24 protein-coding genes are annotated in these 19,898 nt (G+C 37.3%); 8 read left to right on the top strand and 16 right to left on the bottom strand.

From position 1 onward, the window contains the following. Positions 1-196 precede the first annotated feature (196 nt). Positions 197-754: a CDP-alcohol phosphatidyltransferase family protein gene (locus M0Q20_RS05930; RefSeq protein WP_295059267.1), complete on the top strand. Its 558-nt coding sequence runs from the start codon at positions 197-199 to the stop codon at positions 752-754. A 15-nt stretch (positions 755-769) separates the two neighbouring features. Here the strand turns inward: M0Q20_RS05930 and M0Q20_RS05925 are convergent, their stop codons facing one another. Next, positions 770-1,153, bottom strand: coding sequence for a DoxX family protein (locus tag M0Q20_RS05925; protein ID WP_295059265.1), 384 nt, complete (start codon positions 1,151-1,153; stop codon positions 770-772). Continuing rightward, complete coding sequence (locus tag M0Q20_RS05920; protein WP_295059263.1) at positions 1,150-1,350, bottom strand: hypothetical protein; 201 nt, start codon at positions 1,348-1,350, stop codon at positions 1,150-1,152. Before M0Q20_RS05920 ends, M0Q20_RS05925 begins: the two co-directional genes overlap by 4 nt. Positions 1,351-1,568: 218 nt before the next feature. On the opposite strand from M0Q20_RS05920, the gene M0Q20_RS05915 reads away from it, so the two are divergent. Then, positions 1,569-3,116, top strand: coding sequence for a DEAD/DEAH box helicase (locus tag M0Q20_RS05915; protein ID WP_295059261.1), 1,548 nt, complete (start codon positions 1,569-1,571; stop codon positions 3,114-3,116). A 33-nt stretch (positions 3,117-3,149) separates the two neighbouring features. Here the strand turns inward: M0Q20_RS05915 and M0Q20_RS05910 are convergent, their stop codons facing one another. Continuing rightward, entirely contained in the window at positions 3,150-3,449 is a 300-nt protein-coding gene (locus M0Q20_RS05910; RefSeq protein ID WP_295059259.1) for a monooxygenase, read from the bottom strand. 95 nt (positions 3,450-3,544) lie between these two features. Between M0Q20_RS05910 and M0Q20_RS05905 the strand changes: the two genes are divergently transcribed. Further along, positions 3,545-3,913, top strand: coding sequence for an HIT family protein (locus M0Q20_RS05905; RefSeq protein ID WP_295059258.1), 369 nt, complete (start codon positions 3,545-3,547; stop codon positions 3,911-3,913). Positions 3,914-4,064: 151 nt separating this feature from the next. Here M0Q20_RS05905 and M0Q20_RS05900 read toward each other — a convergent pair whose 3' ends face one another. From M0Q20_RS05900 to metK, 7 genes are all read right to left on the bottom strand, one after another. Beyond that, complete coding sequence (locus M0Q20_RS05900) at positions 4,065-5,063, bottom strand: beta-ketoacyl-ACP synthase III (protein ID WP_295059256.1); 999 nt, start codon at positions 5,061-5,063, stop codon at positions 4,065-4,067. Then, entirely contained in the window at positions 5,063-6,061 is a 999-nt protein-coding gene (plsX, locus tag M0Q20_RS05895; protein ID WP_295059254.1) for a phosphate acyltransferase PlsX, read from the bottom strand. Before plsX ends, M0Q20_RS05900 begins: the two co-directional genes overlap by 1 nt. A 3-nt stretch (positions 6,062-6,064) precedes the next feature. Next, on the bottom strand, positions 6,065-6,214 hold the full coding sequence (gene rpmF / locus M0Q20_RS05890; RefSeq protein ID WP_008335740.1) for a 50S ribosomal protein L32: 150 nt from the start codon (positions 6,212-6,214) through the stop codon (positions 6,065-6,067). 140 nt (positions 6,215-6,354) lie between these two features. Next, positions 6,355-6,705 carry a hypothetical protein gene (locus M0Q20_RS05885; protein WP_295059252.1) on the bottom strand — a complete coding sequence of 117 codons (351 nt, stop codon included), beginning with the start codon at positions 6,703-6,705 and terminating at the stop codon, positions 6,355-6,357. Between the two features lie 41 nt (positions 6,706-6,746). After that, positions 6,747-7,160: a nucleoside-diphosphate kinase gene (gene ndk / locus M0Q20_RS05880; RefSeq protein ID WP_295059249.1), complete on the bottom strand. Its 414-nt coding sequence runs from the start codon at positions 7,158-7,160 to the stop codon at positions 6,747-6,749. 147 nt (positions 7,161-7,307) lie between these two features. Continuing rightward, positions 7,308-7,592 carry a 4Fe-4S dicluster domain-containing protein gene (locus M0Q20_RS05875; protein ID WP_295059247.1) on the bottom strand — a complete coding sequence of 95 codons (285 nt, stop codon included), beginning with the start codon at positions 7,590-7,592 and terminating at the stop codon, positions 7,308-7,310. A 151-nt stretch (positions 7,593-7,743) separates the two neighbouring features. Further along, a complete protein-coding gene (gene metK / locus M0Q20_RS05870; RefSeq protein WP_295059245.1) occupies positions 7,744-8,919 on the bottom strand; it encodes a methionine adenosyltransferase in 1,176 nt (391 codons plus the stop codon). Between the two features lie 140 nt (positions 8,920-9,059). Here metK and M0Q20_RS05865 point away from each other — a divergent pair, with 140 nt between their 5' ends. Both M0Q20_RS05865 and M0Q20_RS05860 read left to right on the top strand, forming a co-directional pair. After that, entirely contained in the window at positions 9,060-9,656 is a 597-nt protein-coding gene (locus M0Q20_RS05865) for a peroxiredoxin (RefSeq protein ID WP_295059243.1), read from the top strand. A 165-nt stretch (positions 9,657-9,821) separates the two neighbouring features. Continuing rightward, complete coding sequence (locus M0Q20_RS05860; RefSeq protein WP_295059242.1) at positions 9,822-10,124, top strand: nitrous oxide reductase accessory protein NosL; 303 nt, start codon at positions 9,822-9,824, stop codon at positions 10,122-10,124. A 4-nt stretch (positions 10,125-10,128) separates the two neighbouring features. On the opposite strand, the gene M0Q20_RS05855 is transcribed toward M0Q20_RS05860, so the two are convergent. After that, positions 10,129-11,391, bottom strand: a complete 1,263-nt coding sequence (locus tag M0Q20_RS05855; RefSeq protein WP_295059241.1) for an AAA family ATPase — start codon at positions 11,389-11,391, stop codon at positions 10,129-10,131. Positions 11,392-11,438: 47 nt separating this feature from the next. Between M0Q20_RS05855 and M0Q20_RS05850 the strand changes: the two genes are divergently transcribed. Continuing rightward, positions 11,439-12,683 carry a diguanylate cyclase gene (locus M0Q20_RS05850; RefSeq protein ID WP_295059240.1) on the top strand — a complete coding sequence of 415 codons (1,245 nt, stop codon included), beginning with the start codon at positions 11,439-11,441 and terminating at the stop codon, positions 12,681-12,683. On the opposite strand, the gene M0Q20_RS05845 is transcribed toward M0Q20_RS05850, so the two are convergent. From M0Q20_RS05845 to M0Q20_RS05825, 5 genes are all read right to left on the bottom strand, one after another. Continuing rightward, positions 12,680-13,795 (bottom strand): VWA-like domain-containing protein, encoded by a 1,116-nt coding sequence (locus M0Q20_RS05845; protein WP_295059238.1) that lies wholly within the window; start codon positions 13,793-13,795, stop codon positions 12,680-12,682. The genes M0Q20_RS05850 and M0Q20_RS05845 overlap by 4 nt on opposite strands. Before the next feature lie 8 nt (positions 13,796-13,803). Then, a complete protein-coding gene (ung, locus tag M0Q20_RS05840) occupies positions 13,804-14,478 on the bottom strand; it encodes a uracil-DNA glycosylase (RefSeq protein ID WP_295059236.1) in 675 nt (224 codons plus the stop codon). 5 nt (positions 14,479-14,483) lie between these two features. After that, positions 14,484-14,999, bottom strand: a complete 516-nt coding sequence (locus M0Q20_RS05835; protein ID WP_295059235.1) for a ferritin-like domain-containing protein — start codon at positions 14,997-14,999, stop codon at positions 14,484-14,486. A gap of 70 nt (positions 15,000-15,069) precedes the next feature. Next, complete coding sequence (locus M0Q20_RS05830; RefSeq protein ID WP_295059234.1) at positions 15,070-16,065, bottom strand: MoxR family ATPase; 996 nt, start codon at positions 16,063-16,065, stop codon at positions 15,070-15,072. Continuing rightward, the gene (locus M0Q20_RS05825) at positions 16,062-17,237 is read right to left on the bottom strand and encodes a hypothetical protein (protein ID WP_295059233.1); all 1,176 of its coding nucleotides are present in this window, start codon (positions 17,235-17,237) and stop codon (positions 16,062-16,064) included. Before M0Q20_RS05825 ends, M0Q20_RS05830 begins: the two co-directional genes overlap by 4 nt. A 64-nt stretch (positions 17,238-17,301) precedes the next feature. Between M0Q20_RS05825 and nhaA the strand changes: the two genes are divergently transcribed. Continuing rightward, complete coding sequence (gene nhaA / locus M0Q20_RS05820) at positions 17,302-18,645, top strand: Na+/H+ antiporter NhaA (protein WP_295059232.1); 1,344 nt, start codon at positions 17,302-17,304, stop codon at positions 18,643-18,645. Positions 18,646-18,667: 22 nt separating this feature from the next. Further along, on the top strand, positions 18,668-19,777 hold the full coding sequence (locus tag M0Q20_RS05815) for a multiheme c-type cytochrome (protein WP_295059231.1): 1,110 nt from the start codon (positions 18,668-18,670) through the stop codon (positions 19,775-19,777). The last annotated feature ends 121 nt before the right edge of the window (positions 19,778-19,898 follow it).

The following is a 19,898-nucleotide window of genomic DNA, read 5'->3' as shown; positions in this document are numbered from 1 at the left end:
AGTTTAAATACCAACCTACTGCCGTAGAGTAATTATCATTTTGAGCTGTTCTTTTTAGATTATTACCCGCTATGTATTTTTAAAAGACAATCTATGCTTTGTGTATAATAGTCCTTTTAAAATTAACATTTTCTTAAGAAACACTTTTTAAATACTTTATTAGCTATAATTCCTCTCTATACTATCAGGAAATCAGATGAAATTTTTATTTACAAACACATCACACTTTAATCTTGCTAATATGTTTACATTTGTAAATATTACTGCCGGACTCTTAGCGACTTACTTTATAACTCAAAATGGTTTTTTTATAGCTATCATCCTTGCTTGGATTGGCGGCGCTTTTGATATTTTTGATGGTAAAATTGCCAGAAAATATCATCTCTCAAATGAGTTTGGAGTTCAACTTGATAGTTTTGCGGATTTTTTGAGTTTTGTTCTTGTACCGGTTTTTTTAATATTTCAAGCGGTTTATGCCCAAACTCTCTCTGGGGTTGAGTTCTTAGCTGCAGCAGTTATAAGCATCTACTACGTGATTTCAGGACTTAGAAGGCTTATAGAGTTTAATATTAACGCTGATGCAGGGGAGGTTTCAAAGTTTTTTACGGGTGTTCCTACTCCTCTTGGAGCAATTTTACTCTGGCTTGTTTATCTAGGGTCTGCATATGGGTTTATAAACGCTTTTGTAGTTATGTCTCTTATGGTACTTATAGGATGGAGTCTTAATTCCAAACTTAAAGTACCACATCCATAGTAAAGATAGTGCTCTTTACTTACTATTTAGCGCGTACTTCCCACTTCCTAGCATAAAAATCAGAATTGACATCATGAGGTATAAAAACGGAAGCTCAAAAAGAGGTGCTCCATGTTTTCCAAGAGCAAAGAGTGAGTTTCCATACGCTAAAAATATTGCAAAAAGCATATTAAACGCCAAAACTAAAGATGCAGCCCTAGCGTAAGCGCCAATTAAAATCAAAATAGGAACTACGATTTCTCCTACATATACGCCATAAGCTAAAAACTCCGGAAGTCCTGCACTTGTTGTTAAATGTTTTACTCCGCCTATACCATTTATTATCTTATCAAGCCCGTGAAAGAGCATCATTATCCCAACGGTTAATCTTAAGATGAGTTTTGCTACATCATTTGTCATCTCTTCTCCTTGTCTGCTTTTTTAAATCTACAATTTCCGACTAAAATAACCTTACCCGTTTTTATAGCTTCTTTTATATATGCCAACGTGCCTTTTGGATCAGCATCTCCGACCTCCTCCTCTATTATCTTAAGAAGGTCCTCCTCTTTTGTTATTCTCCATGTTTTCTCGTAACTATATTGTGTCTCTATTTTCATACATAGTATAATATCTAAAATTTATGATTTATTTATTTATTGCCACATGCAAACCTATTTAACTTTATCTTTTTACACAATATAAACTTAACTAATTAGTAATATAATTATTTAAATAAAAAACAGAATATATTTAGGTATAATTCGCCAAACAGTTTAGGGGAAGGTGCCTTGTCATTTGTGGCATGCTTGTATCATCTCCTATTTAAAGGAAAATGATGCAAGAAAATGCACAAACAGAAGAAAAAATGATCACATTTGATGATTTAGGACTAAAAAAAGAGATACTTCAAAGTGTCAAAGATGCCGGATTTACAATCCCAAGCCCAATTCAGTCAGCGGCAATACCGTTTATACTAGCAGGTCGCGATATAGTCGGTCAAGCTCATACAGGTACAGGTAAAACTGCTGCATTTGGTCTTCCCGCTCTTAACAACATAAACCCAAAAGATGGTGTCGGTATTTTAGTTATCACTCCGACTCGTGAACTAGCTACTCAAGTAAGCGATGAACTTTTTAAGTATGGAAGAAACATAGGTGCAAGAACCGTTACGGTTTACGGCGGCAGCTCTTACAATAGACAAATTGACCTTATTCAAAGAGGTGCAAGTGTTGTTGTTGCAACTCCGGGAAGACTTCTAGACATTCTTAAAAAGAATCTCTTAAAAGATTTTGCTCCTAGTATTGTTGTTCTCGATGAAGCCGATGAGATGCTTGACATGGGCTTTTTAGATGATATTAATGAAATTTTCTCATACCTTCCGTCAAACCGCCAAACACTTCTCTTCTCGGCTACTATGCCAAAACCTATAAAGCTTCTTGCTGAGAGAATTTTGGACAATCCTGAATTTATAAGCATCACACAAGGGGAGACAACAAATACGGATATTAACCAAGAGTATTACGTAATCGAGGAGTCTGAGAGGGATGATGCAATTATTCGCCTTATGGATTCGGAAGATTGTAAAAAAGCCGTGGTATTTTGTAGAACCAAGAGCGAAGTGGACAGACTCTCAAATGTTCTCTCGAATGCCGGATATTTAGCAAACGGTCTTCATGGTGACATGGAGCAGCGTCAACGTGAAACAGTAATTAAAGGCTTTAAAAACAATAATGTAAATGTTTTAGTTGCAACTGATGTTGCGGCTCGTGGAATACATGTAAATAATATCTCTCATGTTTTTAACTACCATATCCCTTTTGATCCTGAATCTTATGTTCATAGAATTGGGCGAACAGGGCGTGCGGGAACTAAAGGTAAAGCGATAACACTTTTAACTCCTCTAGAGTTTAAAGAGCTTCAGCGCATAAAAGCAAAAGTTGGAACTACAATGACTCATGCGTTTGTTCCAAGTAAAAATGATTTACGCGCGACAAATCTAAAATCTATTGCTGCAAATATAGTAGATCAAAAAATATATGATGAAGCTCATCAGGTTCTTGATATGCTTAAGCAAGATATTGATGAAGAGACGATTATGTTTAAATTAGTATCAATGATATTAGACAAGCAGACAATTGCCGGTCCAAACAGTATCGGTATTCCTGCCGATAAACTTGCTGCAATATTGGAAAGAGCAGCCAACAGAAGAGGTTCAAAGAGTGGACGCGGAGGTTTCCGCGGAAACAGAAGTCGTTCAGGTAGCAGCAGGGATAGAAATCGCTCAGGAAGTAGTGATAGAAGTCGTTCGGAGCGTTCAAGCGGCGGTTATCGAGGTAATAGCTCTAGCAGCGGGGATAGAAACCGCAATAGAGCTAGAGACTAAAGCTACTAAGTAATTAAAATATTTTAACTACCTCTACAGCGGCGCTTTCGTAATAGCTGAAAGCGTCTCGTTAATATCAAAAATTTTAGATCTTATTCCCGTGACTCCAGAACTCTCAAGCCTTTTTGTATGCATCTGTAAGTATGCCTCCAGTGATTTTAAATCTTCAAAAACATAAATTCCACCTGCCTCTTGTGTCTGAGGGTTCTCTGTCCAAATTTTAAAAACAAGACCTTTTTCTTTGCTGATAGATTTTGCCAACTCATCAAACGCTTCTGCCATCTCTCTACCCATTACTCCATTGTAAGGAAAATCTATTTGTAAAAGTTTCACTCTTTATCCTTTTTTTATGTAAGGATAGCGAATCTATTTAAAAAACTCTTCTAAATCAGTTAATCTGATATAATTTACATAAAAAAAGAGAAAATATGACTATTTTTGAAGATAATGAACTATATATAGAAAAAGAGCCAAGTCAAATCCCATGGCTGAAAATATTTACAAAAGAGCCGTACAAAGAGTTGGGAGATGTACCCAAGGAGCTTCGCATGAGACTATGGGAAGTTTTTGATGTCGTAGAAGATGAGATGAAAAAATACTATAACCCTAAAAAGATAAATATGGCATCATTTGCAAATATGCTGCCGCGTGTTCACATACATGTCATGGCAAGATTTGAAGAGGACAGCTATTTTCCAAACCCAATGTGGGGTGAAAAATTAAGAGAAAGCAACCTAAATCTTCCAGATGAGAAAGAGTTTCATAAAAGAGTTAAAAAAGCTTTAGAAAGCTTGTAAAAAATTATAAATACAATAAAAGTACTTATTTTAGATTGTTAAAATTCTCCATTTTGTCATAGTTCGAGGCGAAGTTTGGTTTTGTTGAGGAGCATACTAAAGTATGTGACGAAAGAAAACCAAATTTCAACGAAGAAATCTGGCAAAAGAGTTATTTTAACGGGCTAAAAGGGACAAGGGCTGAACCCCATGTCAATCCCCCGCCAAAAGCATCAAGTAGCATAAGCTCACCGGCTTGAAGTTTGCCGCTCTCATATATATCATTAATCGCCATCGGTATAGATGCACCTGACGTGTTTCCATACTTTGCAACCGTTAATACAACCTGCTCATCTTTTAGCTTAAGTGCATCGCCAACCGCTTTTATAATTCTCAGATTTGCCTGATGGGGTACAAAATGTTTAATATCAGCGCTTTGTATATTATTTTCTCTAAGTATATCTATAACATCTTTTGTCAAAGTCTTTACTGCTACTTTGAATGTCTCATTCCCCTTCATCTGCATAAAGCAGCTTGAAGCTTCTTGTTCGAGCGTATCGTGTGCACTTCCGCTTCCACCGTCTGGAGTCATAAGAAGGTCTGCAAATTTGCCATCTGCTCCGGTATGAATATCTATAATAGCCTCTTCTTTATTCTCTGTTGCACTAATTACGGCAGCTCCGGCACCGTCACCAAAAAGAATACATGTACCTCTGTCGCTATAGTCTGTTATCGCGGAGAGTTTTTCTGCACCTATTATAAGAACATTCTTTTTCATACCTGCTTCTATAAAAGCCTTTGCTATTGAGAGAACATAAACAAAACCGGTACATGCAGCAGAGATATCAAATGCCGTTACATTGCCAAGACCAAGTTTAGTACTTATAATAGTTGCAGTTGAAGGCATGCAGAAGTAGTCAGGTGAAATAGTAGCGCAAACTACCATATCGATTTCACTCTTGTCTAAGCCGCTTCTCTCTATTGCAAGCGTAGCAGCTTTAGCGCCCATATCACTTGTAAATTCATCACTTGCAGCGATATGTCTCTCTTTTATGCCTGTTCTTTTAGTTATCCATTCATCTGACGTATCTACCATTTTTGAGAGGTCTTCGTTTGAAAGAATCTTACTAGGAACATAAGCACCTATAGAGCGAAATGCTGCATATGCCATTAAATTTCCTTATTTTGTATTGCTTCAAGCCTTTGGACTATATGCCCGTTTACACCGGTATCTACATAGTTTATTGCTTGAAAAATTGCATTTTTAATTGCTTTTGGAGTACTTTTGCCGTGACTTACAATAGCACACCCTTGAATTCCGATAAGAGGAGCTCCGCCTATCTCTTCATAATTCATCTGTTTTTTCAAAAGTTTAAACACTTTTCTCATAAGAAGAGCTCCCGTAATTGCTACAGGGGATTTTCTTATATAATCTTTTATCAATCCACTAATTGTAGAAGCTACGCCCTCAGATGCCTTAAGCACTAGGTTACCGACAAATCCATCGCACACTATAACATCACAGCTTGCATTGAAGATATCACTCCCCTCAACATTACCTTTAAACCCTTTGTATCCCTCAAGTAGTTTAAATGCTGCTTTTGTTACTTCGTTGCCCTTGCTTTTCTCTTCCCCGTTTGCTAAAAGACCTATTGATGGGGTTGCTACTTTAAACATATCTTCTGCATAGCATCCGCCCATTACAGCAAACTGTAATAGATGTTCAGCTTTAGAGTCAACATTTGCCCCTACGTCAAGTATAACAGATTTTTTACTACTCTTCGTAGGCATCAAAGCAACAAGTGCAGGTCTTAAAACACCTTTTAATCGCCCCAATCTAAGAGTTGCCAATGTCATAGTTGCTCCACTGTGCCCAGCCGAGACTACTCCATGAGCTTCGCCGTTTTTTACTAACTCGATAGCTTTGTAAATAGAACTCTCTTTTCTCTTGACTGCATCGGTTGCAGCATCATCCATGGAGATTACATCATCTGCTTCAACTATAGAAATCTTATCTCTATAACGCTTTGGTAACAAAGGTAAAATTTCAGACTCTTTACCTACAAGAATAGGAATAAAGAGTTTATGTTTAAGGGCCTGAATACAGCCCTCAACAATTGGCTTAGGACCGAAGTCCCCTCCCATTGCATCAATAGCAATCTTTACCATTAACTATTTATACTCACCGGTTGTTGGGTTAATATGGTGTGGAAGTTTGTATGTTCCGTCTTTATCTTTAACCGGTTTTGCTAAAGTTATTTTGTAGTGAGTTCTTCTTTTCGCTGAACGTGAATGCGAGACTCTTCTCTTAGGTACTGCCATAATTTTTTCCTTTGTTTAATTTTATTTCTCCGCAAAAGGGACAAATCCCTTTTTTCGCTTTTAACCGCTATGGTCGCAAGACCTTTGGTTTTTTAATAAAGCTAGCCTCTTTTAGAGGCAGAGTAGTTGCAGGCTACTCTTTATTTACAATTTTTACAGTTGTGATAATCACTCTTTATAAGCTCTATCTCAGACCTTAGAATCTCATTTAAATCTACTGTAGAGTTTAGCGACTCCACGACATCTAAAAGGGTCTCTTCATGCTTTTCATAAAGACCGTCTGAGATAAAAAATTCTAACTCTTCATCAATATCAAGCTTAAACTCATCAGCGCAAATATCACAATTTACGTCAATTTCTCCACTTAATTCTGCCTTTAGCAAAATTAATTTGTCGGTATCATACTGTAAATAACCTTTAAAAGTCATTTCATTAGATGTAACTTCAAATTCTAAAGGCGTAGAGCTTACTTTTCGTAATACTACTTTCATAAAGGAGTTTCGACTCTCTTTATTAATAGTTGCTTCATAGATTAAGAGATTTCTCTCTCAGAGAAAAAGAACGCTATCTCTACAGCTGCATTCTCAACAGAATCACTTCCATGAACTGCATTAGCATCTATATTTTCAGCAAAGTCTGCACGAATTGTGCCGGCTTCTGCTTCTTTAGGGTTAGTAGCACCCATTAGATCGCGGTTCTTTTGCATTGCATTTTCACCCTCTAAAACAGAAACAACTACCGGACCGCTAATCATAAAATCAACTAAATCACCAAAGAAAGGTCTCTCAGAGTGAACTGCATAAAAAGCTTCTGCATCTGCGCGGGAGAGTTGTATCTTTCTTGTTGCTGCTATTTTTAAACCATTGCTCTCAAAACGATCTAAAATTTTACCTACAACGCCCTTAGCTACGGCATCTGGTTTTATTATTGATAGTGTGCGTTCCATCAAATCTCCTGTTTAATATATAAAATTAGAGTGGAATTGTACCTAAAAAGAGTCTGATTTAAGCTAAAATAGAAAAATTTTTGAAAGATGTTTTAAAAAAGATATAAATCATAGGGGTAAAACCCTATGATTTTAGTTAAGAAAAGATTACTCTACTACAGCTTTGCCTATACCGCGCATATCATCTGTAATATCTTCACGGTGTGCAGGACTTTCGCCTACAACATCCCATGTAATACATCCCTCTGTAGGACAAGCGGTAGCACAAGCAGGTTCGTCATGATAACCAACACACTCTACACATTTATCTGCATATACATAATAAATTTCTTCACCTGTTGGATTATCATCCTCATCTACAATTGCCTCTACTGGGCACTCATCTATACAAGCACCACAGTTAATACAAGTATCTCCAATAATTACTGCCATTAGGATTCTCCTAGTTTTTATTTTCTCGGTAAGTTTAGCCAAAGATTTTTAAATAAAGCTAAAAAATCTTCCTTAAAAGAGTAACAAAGATAATTTGTTACTCTTTTAATGTTAAAACTCCCTCACATGGGAGTTTTGATAATGATTATTATTAAATATTCAAATACTCTTTAATATCATCAACTCTATCTGTTTTCTCCCATGTAAATCCATCTTCTTCTCGTCCAAAGTGCCCATAAGCTGCTGTTTTTCTATAAATAGGGCGAAGCAAATCTAAAGAGTTTATAATCCCTTTAGGGGAGAGGTCAAAAAGCTCTTTTACGCAAGCTTCAATTTTTGCTTCATCCACTATGCCTGTTTTATGCGTATCTACCATGATGGAGATAGGTTCAACAACGCCGATTGCATAAGAGACCTGCAGAGTTACTCTGTCACATGCTCCGGCAGCTACTAGATTTTTTGCTATATGTCTACATGCATAAGCAGCGCTTCTATCAACCTTTGTAGGGTCTTTTCCACTAAATGCACCACCGCCATGAGGACAACTGCCACCATATGTATCTACTATGATTTTTCGCCCGGTAAGTCCTGCGTCACCTTGTGGACCGCCTATAACAAATTTTCCCGTCGGGTTAATATGAAAGATAGTTTTATCATGCATAAGCTCGGCAGGAATAACAGCTCTTATAACCTCTTTTATCACATCTTCATGAATCTTTTCTTGAGAAATTTCTGGAGCATGCTGCGTCGATACAACAACAGTCTCAACTGAGACAGGCTTATCTCCTATATACTTGATACTTATCTGAGCTTTGCCGTCTGGGCGAAGATAAGGGATAATCCCCTCCTTACGAACCTCTGCTAATCTTTGCGCTAAGCGGTGAGCCAAATATATAGGAAGAGGCATAAGAACATCAGTTTCACGACAAGCGTACCCAAACATCAACCCTTGATCGCCTGCACCAATCTCTCCGCCGGCTTGATCTACTCCTTGACTAATATCAGGAGATTGCTCTCCAATAGTGTTTAAAACTGCAGCAGAGCGGTAATCAAAACCATAAGTTGCATCTGTGTATCCAATCTCTTGGACAACTTTTCGTACAATCTCTTGCATTGGAGCATAAGCCGTTGTTTTCATTTCGCCTGCAATTACACAAAAACCATTTGATACCATTGTCTCACACGCAACGCGTGCATTTGGATCATGTTCAATAATATAATCCAAAATTGCATCACTGATTTGATCTGCCATCTTATCAGGATGCCCTTCTGTTACAGACTCTGAAGTAAAGATATACTCTTTTGGAGCATTTGCTTCTTTTGTCATCGATTTTCCTTATTGAGATATAGGGTCTAGCCCCATAAATCAACGAAAGTATATCAAAAAAGAGAATAACTTTGGTTGCTTAGATTTTCATTAATATACTTTTGTTAGAATTTTGCAAACAAACTAAAAGGATATATATTATGTTAGTAACAAACCCAGCCCCAGATTTTACAGCTACAACAGTTTTAGCAGACGGCTCAATCGTAGATGACTTTAAATTATCAGAAAACTTTGGTGAAAAAGGTACAGTTTTATTCTTTTACCCGCTTGACTTTACTTTTGTATGTCCTTCTGAAATTATCGCTTTTTCTCACAGGATTGAAGAGTTTAAAGAGCGCGGCGTAAATGTTATAGGTGTTTCGGTTGATAGTCAGTTTTCACACTTTGCATGGAGAGAGACTCCTGTAGAAAAGGGCGGTATCGGAAGAATTAAGTATCCGCTTGTAGCAGACTTGACTAAACAAATCTCTAAAGACTATGACGTGCTTTTTGACGAATCAGTTGCACTTCGCGGTTCATTCCTAATAGATGCAAAAGGTATCGTTCGTCATGCAGTAATCAACGATCTTCCACTAGGTAGAAATATTGATGAGATGATAAGAATGGTAGATACTATGCAGTTTACAGATGAGCATGGCGAAGTTTGTCCTGCCGGATGGCAAAAAGGTGATGAGGGAATGAAGGCCTCAACTGAAGGTGTTGCAGAGTACCTTGCTAAAAACAGCGAAAAATTATAACATTTTTTAGCATGTGAACTCTCACATGCTATATTATTCTCTTCTCCTCTTTGCCTCTATGATTACGATATATTAAAAAAATTTATAAACTTATCTCTTTAAGCATTGCCTTGTTGTGATTAAATTGGTATCATTTACTATAAAAATTCACAGTAACGGATTAGCATGAAAACGATTTTATTTATGTGTTTAGTAGCGGTATCTATTATTGCTTCAGAGGTACAAGGGGATGTGCAAGACAAAAGTCTGCAAGAGGAAGTGAAGTATATAATTGACGCGAAGAACTACGGTTTAGTTGCTGCAAAAGATGCCTATTATGTTATAGATAGTCATAAATATGGGACTATGCAGGAGTATTTCGCATTTGCAAAACAAGAAGACGCAAAAGATCATGTAGAGAAGTATGGCGGAAGCGTGGTAGATTATGAAACCTACACAAAAATGAAGAGTGAGGGTTTAATAAAATAACCGCTTAAATCTCTTTTTTTACAAATTTAAGCGCTCTCTGGTTTACAAAAACTATATCTCGCCACTGTTTTTTCGGTGCAATCAAGTTCAGACGTTTAGGGTTTGAGCTTCTAGATATTGCTACATAAAACTGAGAGGGTGCGAAAATCTCATTTGTCTGGATTATTAAATCCTCTATACTCATACCTTGTGATTTATGTATGGTTATAGCGTAAGCTAGTTTTATGGGATATTGATAGACACTAAAGAGAGTCTCCTGAACTACCTCTTTTTTCCCATCTATGCTCTTCTCTCTCCAGACATCTTTGCTTTGGGGTAGCGTCTCAAGTTTTACAACAACGCCGTCTCTTTTTTGTACATAAACAAAAGTGTTATCTATATTTACAACCTCCCCGCGTTCACCGTTGAAATAGTTCCATGAGTTTCTCGTAAAGAGAACCGGCGCACCTATCTTTAACTCCAGCTCTTTTTCTATCCTTGCATCATCTATAAAACGCTCTATCTCAACATCTTTTGCGCTTTTTGTATGTTTTACTATTTCGGCTTCTTTTACATACAACTCACTCTCTACAAACTCAAGCTGATTTCTGTTATGTTGTGATGCTGAGATATTTTTTCCAAATAAAAATGTAAATTCACTTAACTCTTGAGGTAGAGGCTTTATAAACTCGTTTAGGGTGTTATGCACATTTTCATCTACATATCCGTCTCTAATACTAGAGAGAAGCTCTATAAATCTACTATCATCTGTTCTATAAATATGCGTTAACTCAATATGCTCAAAATCAAACTTTTTCCATGAGGGGGATTCAAACGCAAATCTGACTTCAGCGTAGCCTCGCACGACAGGAGGAAGCTGTAAGAAATCACCTACTGCCAAAAGCGAACCCCTAAAACCACTCTGCCCTAATCTAAGATATACCATATCTAAAAGTGCATCACTGACCATAGATATCTCATCTATAACAACCAAGTCCATTGATGAGATAAGCTTTTTAATTTTTTTAGAAGCCTCTAGTTTGCCGTTAAACTCAAGCTCTTTTATACTTACTGCAATTCCCAGATCAAAAAAACTATGCAGAGTCTGCCCACCGATAAGTGTAGCTGCCATTCCGGTAGAGGCGAGTTTGGCAACTTTTTTTGCTTCATCCTCGTAATATTTTATAATATTTCTTGTAGTTGTTGTCTTTCCGACACCAGCGCCGCCTGTTAAAAACACATTTCTCTTAGCTCTTAATTTTTCAATAGCCGTATTCAAATAATCCATAAAAAATTATACTATAATATAAAAAAATTATTGGGGATTTCTATAGTATGAGTGAAAGAGTATTAATAGTAGAGGACAACAAAACTTTAGCAAAACTAATTGCTAAAAAAATAGCTCTTGAGCTTGGTTTTGAGGTTGATATGGCGTATAGTCTTAAAGAGGCGAAGCTATTTTTAAAAAGATATAAATATTTTTTAACTCTTCTAGATATCAATCTTCCAGATGCGCCAAACGGCGAGATAGTTGACTATGCGATAGAGAGAAAAAATCATGTAATTGTTCTAAGCGGAAACATTGACAAAGAGTTTAGAGCAAATATGCTGAAAAAAAATATTATAGATTATGTAACAAAAGGCGGCATAAACGATATAAACTATATATTACAAACGATAAAAAGAGTCCAAAAAAATAGAAATCACAAAATTTTAATAGCTGAGGACTCTCTTGTTTTTAGAAAACAAGTACAAAGTTTGCTTGAAAATATGTTTTTTAAAGTAATTACGGTGGCTCATGGGGAAGAGGCACTTGGAATTTTAAATACGACCGCCGACATAAGCCTAGTACTTACCGACTTTCATATGCCCGTTATAAACGGTCTTGAACTCACTCAAGAGATTAGAAAAACATATACAAAAAATGATTTGGCAATAGTAGTCATGTCAGAGGATAGTAATGATGAGACAACCGCACTTTTTCTAAAAAGCGGCGCAAACGACTTTATAAAAAAGCCGTTCTCCAAAGAAGAGTTCACATGCCGTATAAATAACACTATTGAGGCGATTGAGAATATACATGAGATAACAAATAATGCACAGCGCGACTTTTTAACAGGTCTATACAACAGAAGATACTTCTTTAAAAATGCCTCCATCTACTTTGAAAATGCTAAAGAGAACTCAGATAGTTTTGCAATTGCCATGATTGATATAGATGATTTTAAAAAGATAAACGATACATTCGGTCATGATATAGGGGACTTAGTTATTATAAATCTAGCCGACATGTTACGCTCTAACCTTTTGAGTGATAATCTCGTCGCTAGTTTTGGCGGCGGTGAATTTTGTATATTACTTAAAAGCATCTCGGCCCAAGAAGCTGTTGAGACTATTGAGAGTATTAGACAAAAGATACATGAGAACAGATTTTCAAGCAACAATAAAGAGATAAGCTACACTATATCCATCGGGCTTGTAACGACTGCTGAAGAGAACTTGGACTCAACCGTCAATGAGGCGGATATGCTGCTATATAACGCGAAACAAAACGGAAAAAATCAGATTGTTCACAACTAATCTTCTAAGATTATGACTTCTCCAAATGGGATATCTGACTCCTTTGGGGTAATCCATTTAGTTACATAGTTTGGTTCATTCTCTGGAAAAATTCCCTCTAAGTCAGTAAAATACAGAAGTAGTTTTGTATCTTCAAGCTCACTATCTATAAACTCAAAAACAGCCCTAAAATCAGTAGCTCCTCCGCCTTTTACATCTGCTTCTAAAGTATCGCCGGCGTAAAAAGTTTTATGTGAGCGGATTTTATCATCGCAAATCAGCAGATCAATCTGATAGTTTCCTATCGTATTCATCAGAAAATTGAGCTCGCTTAAAAACTCTCCCAAAAGCTTTTCATCAACAGAACCAGAACTATCTACCGCAACAACTAGCTTAAATCTCTGAGTTGTTGATGAGGGCAGATATATACCAAGATGCAAAAACTTCTTGTTTGGCGGCAACATAACATAATCATCTCTGTAAAATCTATCTAGTGCTGCCCTTAACTCATTTCGCCAATCAATCTTACCTTTACATGTAAGATCAAAAAATCTCTCCATGGAGCTTGGAACTTCACCGCTATCTAACTCCTCATCAATCTTTGCTTTTGCAAACTCTTCAAAGAGTTGCTCCTCTTGACTTATTTGCTTATTTTGAGACTTCTCTTGCTCTTTGTTATCATTTTGAACATCATCCACCTCATCAGCTTCATACTCAAGCTCATCACGTAAAATATCCTCTTTTAATTCAGCATAAATCTCTTCGGCGTACATACCGCAAAATCTTTTAGAGTAGTGTGCTTCATCGGGACGCTCTAAGCCATTTTCCACCAACATGTCATTTATGGCATAGTCAGTTGCCAACTGCCAGAGCCATCCGCTTCTGCCGCTTTTTCTAGCTTCATGAGAGAGTGAAGCATGCATAGCGGCATTTGCAAAAACAAACTCCATCTCTTTAGGCGCTAAAGAGTCTAAAAAATCTCTGTTGTACTCAAGTTTTATGCCGTTGCTTTTAAAACTCTGTATATCATCATTTTTAACTAACTCTACTTTTGAGGCTATCATTCCAAAAAGTGGATAATTGACAAGAAGTTTTGCTTTTGCTTGTGAGATTTTTTGATTTAACGTTCTCATAGATAAAATTACTCTATGCACCAATCAATAGGTTTTAATCCGTGAGCACTCAGATACTCATTCGTCTTTGAAAACGGCTTTGAGCCGAAAAATCCTCTGTATGAAGAGAGAGGAGAAGGGTGTGGAGCTTTTAGTATAAGATGTCTTTTGTCATCTATTAAAGAGGCTTTTGCGGCTGCCGGAGCTCCCCAGAGTATAAAAACCAAGTTCTCTTTTTGCTCATTAAGCACTCTTATTAGTGCATCAGTAAATATTTCCCAACCCATATTTTTATGGGAGTTTGCTTCATTTGCACGAACACTCAGTACGGTATTTAGCAAAAAAACACCCTCTTTTGCCCACTTAGTTAAATTTCCGCTTTGAGGTACATGGCATTCAATATCCTCATGTAGCTCTTTGAATATATTTTTAAGTGAGGGCGGATGAAGTATGCCCTCATTTACTGAAAAAGCAAGTCCATGCGCTTGATTTACACCATGGTAAGGATCTTGACCCAAGATAACAACCTTTACATTTTCAAACGGTGTATTATTAAAGGCTGCAAAAATCTCTTCTGCTTTTGGATATATCGTATGATTTTGCCCCTCTTGTGTCAAAAACTTTTTTAGTGACACAAAGTAAGGTTTTTCAAACTCATCAAAAAGTACCCTCTTCCAACTCTGCTCAATCTTTAAGTCTATCATCTATACTATTTTAGTTTCTTCTTCAAATCACTTACAAACTCTGTTATATCATCATGAAGTGCTTGTAAATCCTCTTCATGCTCAACCTCATCGGCTAATATCTGCGAAGCAATATCATAAGTCACTATATCTTTGTCTCTTGTCAAATCAACTATGCTTGAGTAGACTTGAATGGCGCATTGCTCGCCTTTTATAGCATCTTGCAAAATTGAGACAACATCAAAATCTTCCGGTTCTTCATATCCGCAATTTGTCTTTTTCATCCACTCATTTGGACTTAACAGAGGCGTTCCACCAAGCTGAAGGATTCTATCAGCTACCATGTTTGCATGTCTTAGCTCATCTGCTGCATGCTGATCGAGTTCGGCAATAGCAGCATCTTTCATGATGCCCTTTACCACTTTACTCTCTATGAAGTATTGATAATATGCCAACCACTCATCCGCATAAGCCCTGTTTAGCAGTTTAATAACCTCAGAGACCTCTATACCTTTTATAATCGAATTACCCACTCTAGCCATAATAAACTCCTTGAAAAAATTTTAGTACACTTCTATAGTACAATAAATTTATTAACTTCAAAAAAAACTTTTAACTAAGCAGGTAAGCAAACTTTCTAACCCACTCCTTAAACATGTCCGAGTGCTCCATAGTTATGCCGTTTCTCTGCAGATCTTGAACTACTATCACTGCAAACTCGCTTTTTAGTTCAAGCGTATATCTAAGCAAATTCTCCAACTTCTCATCACTCTTATCTTTGAGGTACGCACTTACAAGTCCTGTTGAGAGCGCATAAAGAACATCAACCTTATCGCTGTACTCGCCGCTTCCCGTCTCTAAGATGCTCTTGATATCAGGTAATTTGTTCATAACTTTACAAAATGCCAAAAAGGAGGTTGCAGCATCTCTGCCGACTGCCCCGCTTATAATATCCAGAAGTAAATCATCCGAGACACTGCTTCTAAGCACGCTGTTGACATACTCCCAGCTTCTTGGCGTTGCAAAACTTTTAACATCACTTTTTGGATCAAAAGTAAAAAGGTGTTCATTTTTATATGAGATATAGGAGATTACTCTCTCATCAACACCACTTCCATAAGCCCAAAGCCTCCAATCCTCAACATTTACATCCATCTCAAAATGGACAAACCTGTTTGCCAAAGGGCTTGGCATACGGTATGTGACACCTCTATCGCCTTCACGGTTTCCGGCAGCTACTATCGCCCACCCATCAGGAAGTTCATACTCGCCGACTCTTCTATCTAGTATGAGCTGATACGCTGATGCCTGAACAGTTGGAGCCGCAGAGTTTAACTCATCTAAAAAGAGTATGCCCTCTTTATCTTTTGGCAAAAAAGCAGGAGGTGCCCAGAGTGCGCTATGCAAATCTTTGTCATAAAAAGGAATCCCCTTTAAATCAGTCGGGTCCATAAGTGCTAATCTTAAATCTATAAACCCTATCTCTTTGCTTTTTGCTATCTGCTTTACTATTGAAGATTTTCCAATCCCCGGTGCACCCCATAAAAATGTAGGCACTCTCTGCTCTACTAAAGAGTCTATTGCACTTATCAAATCCGTTGCTCTCACACTTCCCATCCTATATTAACTTGTTGTATATGTCTGCCAAATTCGGCATTAGTTTTTACGAATCTCTCATATCTACTATCTAGCTGTAGCTGATATAAAATCTCTATGGGCGTACTCTCATTTTTTGCCAACTCTTCATAATATTTACCCTTTTTATAAGCATCTTCAAGTACCTCCGGCGGTGTTGCTTTGTTTGCATATATAGAGGATAAGATGTTTTTGTCTCTGCTTTGTAAGAGTGAGTTTAAAATCTTTTTATCAAGATTATCATTTAAAGACAATGCATAACAAACCTCATCATCTCCAAGTTCTAGCAGTTCTTCCTGCATCTTTGGAGTGAGAGTTTCATTAAGTGCTAATGCTACCTTTTGCTCTTTACAAAGCTCAAAAAGCTCATCTGAAAGCTTTATGCTTTTTGCTACATTTTTTCCCAACTCCTCATCTTTTAAAAACTCTACTGCAAGTGCTGTTTTTAGATTTTTATTCAATGAGAGCGCCTCAGATATTGCAGGGTTTTTTGCATTTTTAAGAAGATGCTCTTGCATCTTATCATCACAATATAGACTCATAGCAATTGCAGACTCTATTTTTGGATGAAATTTTATGGGCTCAAGCAGTGAGAGAACTTTTAAAAGTTCTCTGCTTTTAGTCTGCCCGACAAGATGCAAAATACCAGTAGTTGCATACTGAACATTATGATTTCTCTCTATATTCTCATAAAAGCGCAAAATTAGAGCAGCGCTTACATCACGGTTATCATCATTCTCAAAAAAGTCCTCGCCGCCCCATGAGTACATCTTTAATAGTTTAAAAAAAAGCTCATCGTCTATCATGCCATTTTGTATAAAACTCTTTAGTCTCTCTTTATTACGGCTTAACTTTAGGCTCATTAGAAGAGTGTTTGCGTCTATATACTTTGCAAGCTCCCTCTCTAGTACGTCAATAGTAGCAAACTCAACACGGTTTGAGTGCTGTTGATAAAGCTCTTCACTTCTGTTTTGCTCATAGGGGGTCATCATTTTGCCATCAACAACTAAAGCGACCTCATCACTAAATTCTTCTGCTATTTTGACTTTATGAAAAAGAAGCTGAGAGCTTAACTCATCCATACTAAAAGCACGGCTCTTTCCAAAAAGCAATATTTTTCTATCTTTTAATTCTTTTAAATTCATAAACAGATTATAGCATCCGTTACACTCAGTTTGTTATAATATCCAAACAAAGAAAAGGAGTTTTATGAAAATATGCGCACCTTGGGAGAAAGCATTTAATAGAGTTGCTACCCCGTTTGAAGAGTTTATCCGCGCCCAAACGACAACCGGTTTAGTTTTGATGTTTATGACGGTAGTTGCTTTAATTTTAGCAAATTCTCCATTTGCAGAGACATATCTGGATCTTTTTCATACAAAAATATCTATTTTTGTAGGCGAATTTGGTATATCCAAGACAATTCACCACTGGATAAATGACGGGTTGATGGCTATCTTTTTCTTTATTATAGGATTGGAGATAAAAAGAGAGATTACTGTAGGGGAACTCTCAAACATAAAAGCTGCCACTCTGCCTATACTTGCTGCTCTTGGCGGGATGGTTATGCCGGCACTCGTATATCTGGGAATCAACTCCGGTACCGAGGGAGCAAACGGCTGGGGAATTCCAATGGCGACAGATATTGCTTTTGCAATTAGTGCTTTAGTGCTTCTTGGTAACAGAGTCTCTAACTCGCTTATTACTTTTTTGGTAGCTCTTGCAATTGTCGATGACTTGGGTGCTGTTGTGGTAATAGCACTCTTTTATACAGAGCAAATCAGTGTTTTTCCTCTAGCTTGGGCTTTTATATCACTCTTAGTCATGATATTATTTAACCGTTTTGGGATACATGCTGTTTTGCCGTACTTTATCGTCGGATTTATTATGTGGCTTTTTATGCTTGAATCTGGGGTACATGCTACAATTGCCGGAGTTATCGCCGCTATGGCAATTCCTTCAAAACCAAAATATGAGCCCCTAGATTTTATAGACTACACAAAAGAAAAACTTGACGAATATAACAAATATACAGTAGCTACCAATAATAAGTTGCATGAGAAGCAAAAAGCAATACTTCAAAATGTAAAAGATAAGATTGACGCGCTTAGTTCCCCTTCTGCAAAACTTGAACATTCGCTTCATCTATCTGTGAGTTTAGTGGTAATACCGCTGTTTGCTCTTGCAAATGCCGGCATCTCTATTGATTTCTCATCTGCCATGGATACTGTTGTACAGCCGGTATCACTCGGTATTATTGCCGGACTTACCATTGGAAAAGTACTTGGAGTTGCCGGAGTCTCTTGGCTTGCTATTAAAATGGGAATCGCTAAGCTTCCGCAAAACAGCAGCATGAGTCAAATTTTCGGTGTTGCGTTTCTTGGCGGAATCGGCTTTACTATGTCAATATTTATTGCCGATTTGGCATTCGTCGGTAATGATGCTCTTATTTTTCAAGCTAAAGTAGGCATCTTGGTTGCTTCCTTGTTTGCAGGTTTATTTGGATTTATGTGGCTTAGATTTATTGCTAAATCCCCAAATAAACAGATATAATTTTAATTTAAAGGATTTACTTATGAAAAAGATATCTCTTATTTTATCTATAGCTATAGCTGTTTTTGCAAATAATGCCGTACATGAATTTGCACCTAGCAAAGATTGTCAAAAATGTCATGCTCAAATATATGATGAGTTTTATGGATCTATGCACGCAAATGCAACGCCTAGCAAAGATGTAATTCACAAAGCTGTTTGGGACAAACAAGTAGCCATGACAAAAAGTGAGCAGTACAGCTGCGGGAAGTGTCATACTCCGGCTGCAGACAACTTAGACAAAATGACAACACCGGGTCAAAAAGCTATATTTGATGAGAACAATCCAACGCACCAAGAGGCTATTAGCTGCGCATACTGCCACCGCATAGAGAAAATTGAGGAGCATACACAGAGCAACACAAATATAATAAGCCAAACAAAGCAAAGCTACTACGGCTCAAACAGAAGCTCTCTTGATTCGCCGTACCATAAAATCATTACCGATGAGAATGAAAACTTCAAAAACGGCAACGTATGCATCGGTTGTCACTCTCACAATGTAAATAAATTCGGTCTAAATTTATGTTCAAATAATGTAAACAGCCAAATGAGTGATGCCAACTGTGTAAGCTGCCATATGCCAAAGATTGATGGCAGCGTCTCATCTGTTATTGAGACAAAAGAGCACTCTTTTCATGGATTTGCAGGAGCGCATTTTCACTCTGAGATGTTGAGCAAGTATGTAGATATCTCCCTGCTTAGAAATATAGACCATTTCATAGTAAATGTTGACAACAGAAGCTCACATGCATTTTTGCTTCACCCTGCCCGCATGGCTGTTTTAAAGATAAGCGTACTTAGAGATGGCAAAAATATAGAGCTTGAAAAAGAGGTTTTTTTAAGAGTTCTAGGAAAAGAGGGCAAACCTGCAATGCCGTGGATGGCTGACTCTATAATAAAAGATACGATGATCGGCGCAAATGAAAAAAGAGCCGTAAAAAGAGAGTTTAAGCTCGAAAATGGCGATAGAGTGGATGTCGTTCTGGGCTGGTTTTTAGTAAATCCAAAAGCCCTTGAAGCTCTCGGATTGCAAAATGAGAAGGTTGCAACAGAGTTTAAAGTGTTTAAGAAGCAGAGCTTTAACTTCTAGTTAATGTTACGCACTAAAACGAACTCGTCCGTTTTAGTGGCAGGGACATCTTGTCCCTTGCAACCCCCTAAAGCTACGAAAAACAAATTTTTCGAGATTTATAGGGATTTTGCAATTTTTT

The organism is Sulfurimonas sp., from assembly GCF_023229025.1.
Lineage (GTDB): Bacteria > Campylobacterota > Campylobacteria > Campylobacterales > Sulfurimonadaceae > Sulfurimonas.
This window is presented reverse-complemented; position numbering and strand designations above follow the sequence as displayed.

Bases quoted from the DNA above. Each gene is read 5' to 3' on its own strand.
- M0Q20_RS05930 (WP_295059267.1), top strand. From the start codon at position 197: ATGAAATTTTTATTTACAAACACATCACACTTTAATCTTGCTAATATG.
- M0Q20_RS05925 (WP_295059265.1), bottom strand. From the start codon at position 1,153: ATGACAAATGATGTAGCAAAACTCATCTTAAGATTAACCGTTGGGATA.
- M0Q20_RS05920 (WP_295059263.1), bottom strand. From the start codon at position 1,350: ATGAAAATAGAGACACAATATAGTTACGAGAAAACATGGAGAATAACA.
- M0Q20_RS05915 (WP_295059261.1), top strand. From the start codon at position 1,569: ATGCAAGAAAATGCACAAACAGAAGAAAAAATGATCACATTTGATGAT.
- M0Q20_RS05905 (WP_295059258.1), top strand. From the start codon at position 3,545: ATGACTATTTTTGAAGATAATGAACTATATATAGAAAAAGAGCCAAGT.
- M0Q20_RS05900 (WP_295059256.1), bottom strand. From the start codon at position 5,063: ATGGCATATGCAGCATTTCGCTCTATAGGTGCTTATGTTCCTAGTAAG.
- plsX (WP_295059254.1), bottom strand. From the start codon at position 6,061: ATGGTAAAGATTGCTATTGATGCAATGGGAGGGGACTTCGGTCCTAAG.
- rpmF (WP_008335740.1), bottom strand. From the start codon at position 6,214: ATGGCAGTACCTAAGAGAAGAGTCTCGCATTCACGTTCAGCGAAAAGA.
- M0Q20_RS05885 (WP_295059252.1), bottom strand. From the start codon at position 6,705: ATGAAAGTAGTATTACGAAAAGTAAGCTCTACGCCTTTAGAATTTGAA.
- ndk (WP_295059249.1), bottom strand. From the start codon at position 7,160: ATGGAACGCACACTATCAATAATAAAACCAGATGCCGTAGCTAAGGGC.
- M0Q20_RS05875 (WP_295059247.1), bottom strand. From the start codon at position 7,592: ATGGCAGTAATTATTGGAGATACTTGTATTAACTGTGGTGCTTGTATA.
- metK (WP_295059245.1), bottom strand. From the start codon at position 8,919: ATGACAAAAGAAGCAAATGCTCCAAAAGAGTATATCTTTACTTCAGAG.
- M0Q20_RS05865 (WP_295059243.1), top strand. From the start codon at position 9,060: ATGTTAGTAACAAACCCAGCCCCAGATTTTACAGCTACAACAGTTTTA.
- M0Q20_RS05860 (WP_295059242.1), top strand. From the start codon at position 9,822: ATGAAAACGATTTTATTTATGTGTTTAGTAGCGGTATCTATTATTGCT.
- M0Q20_RS05855 (WP_295059241.1), bottom strand. From the start codon at position 11,391: ATGGATTATTTGAATACGGCTATTGAAAAATTAAGAGCTAAGAGAAAT.
- M0Q20_RS05850 (WP_295059240.1), top strand. From the start codon at position 11,439: ATGAGTGAAAGAGTATTAATAGTAGAGGACAACAAAACTTTAGCAAAA.
- M0Q20_RS05845 (WP_295059238.1), bottom strand. From the start codon at position 13,795: ATGAGAACGTTAAATCAAAAAATCTCACAAGCAAAAGCAAAACTTCTT.
- ung (WP_295059236.1), bottom strand. From the start codon at position 14,478: ATGATAGACTTAAAGATTGAGCAGAGTTGGAAGAGGGTACTTTTTGAT.
- M0Q20_RS05835 (WP_295059235.1), bottom strand. From the start codon at position 14,999: ATGGCTAGAGTGGGTAATTCGATTATAAAAGGTATAGAGGTCTCTGAG.
- M0Q20_RS05825 (WP_295059233.1), bottom strand. From the start codon at position 17,237: ATGAATTTAAAAGAATTAAAAGATAGAAAAATATTGCTTTTTGGAAAG.
- nhaA (WP_295059232.1), top strand. From the start codon at position 17,302: ATGAAAATATGCGCACCTTGGGAGAAAGCATTTAATAGAGTTGCTACC.
- M0Q20_RS05815 (WP_295059231.1), top strand. From the start codon at position 18,668: ATGAAAAAGATATCTCTTATTTTATCTATAGCTATAGCTGTTTTTGCA.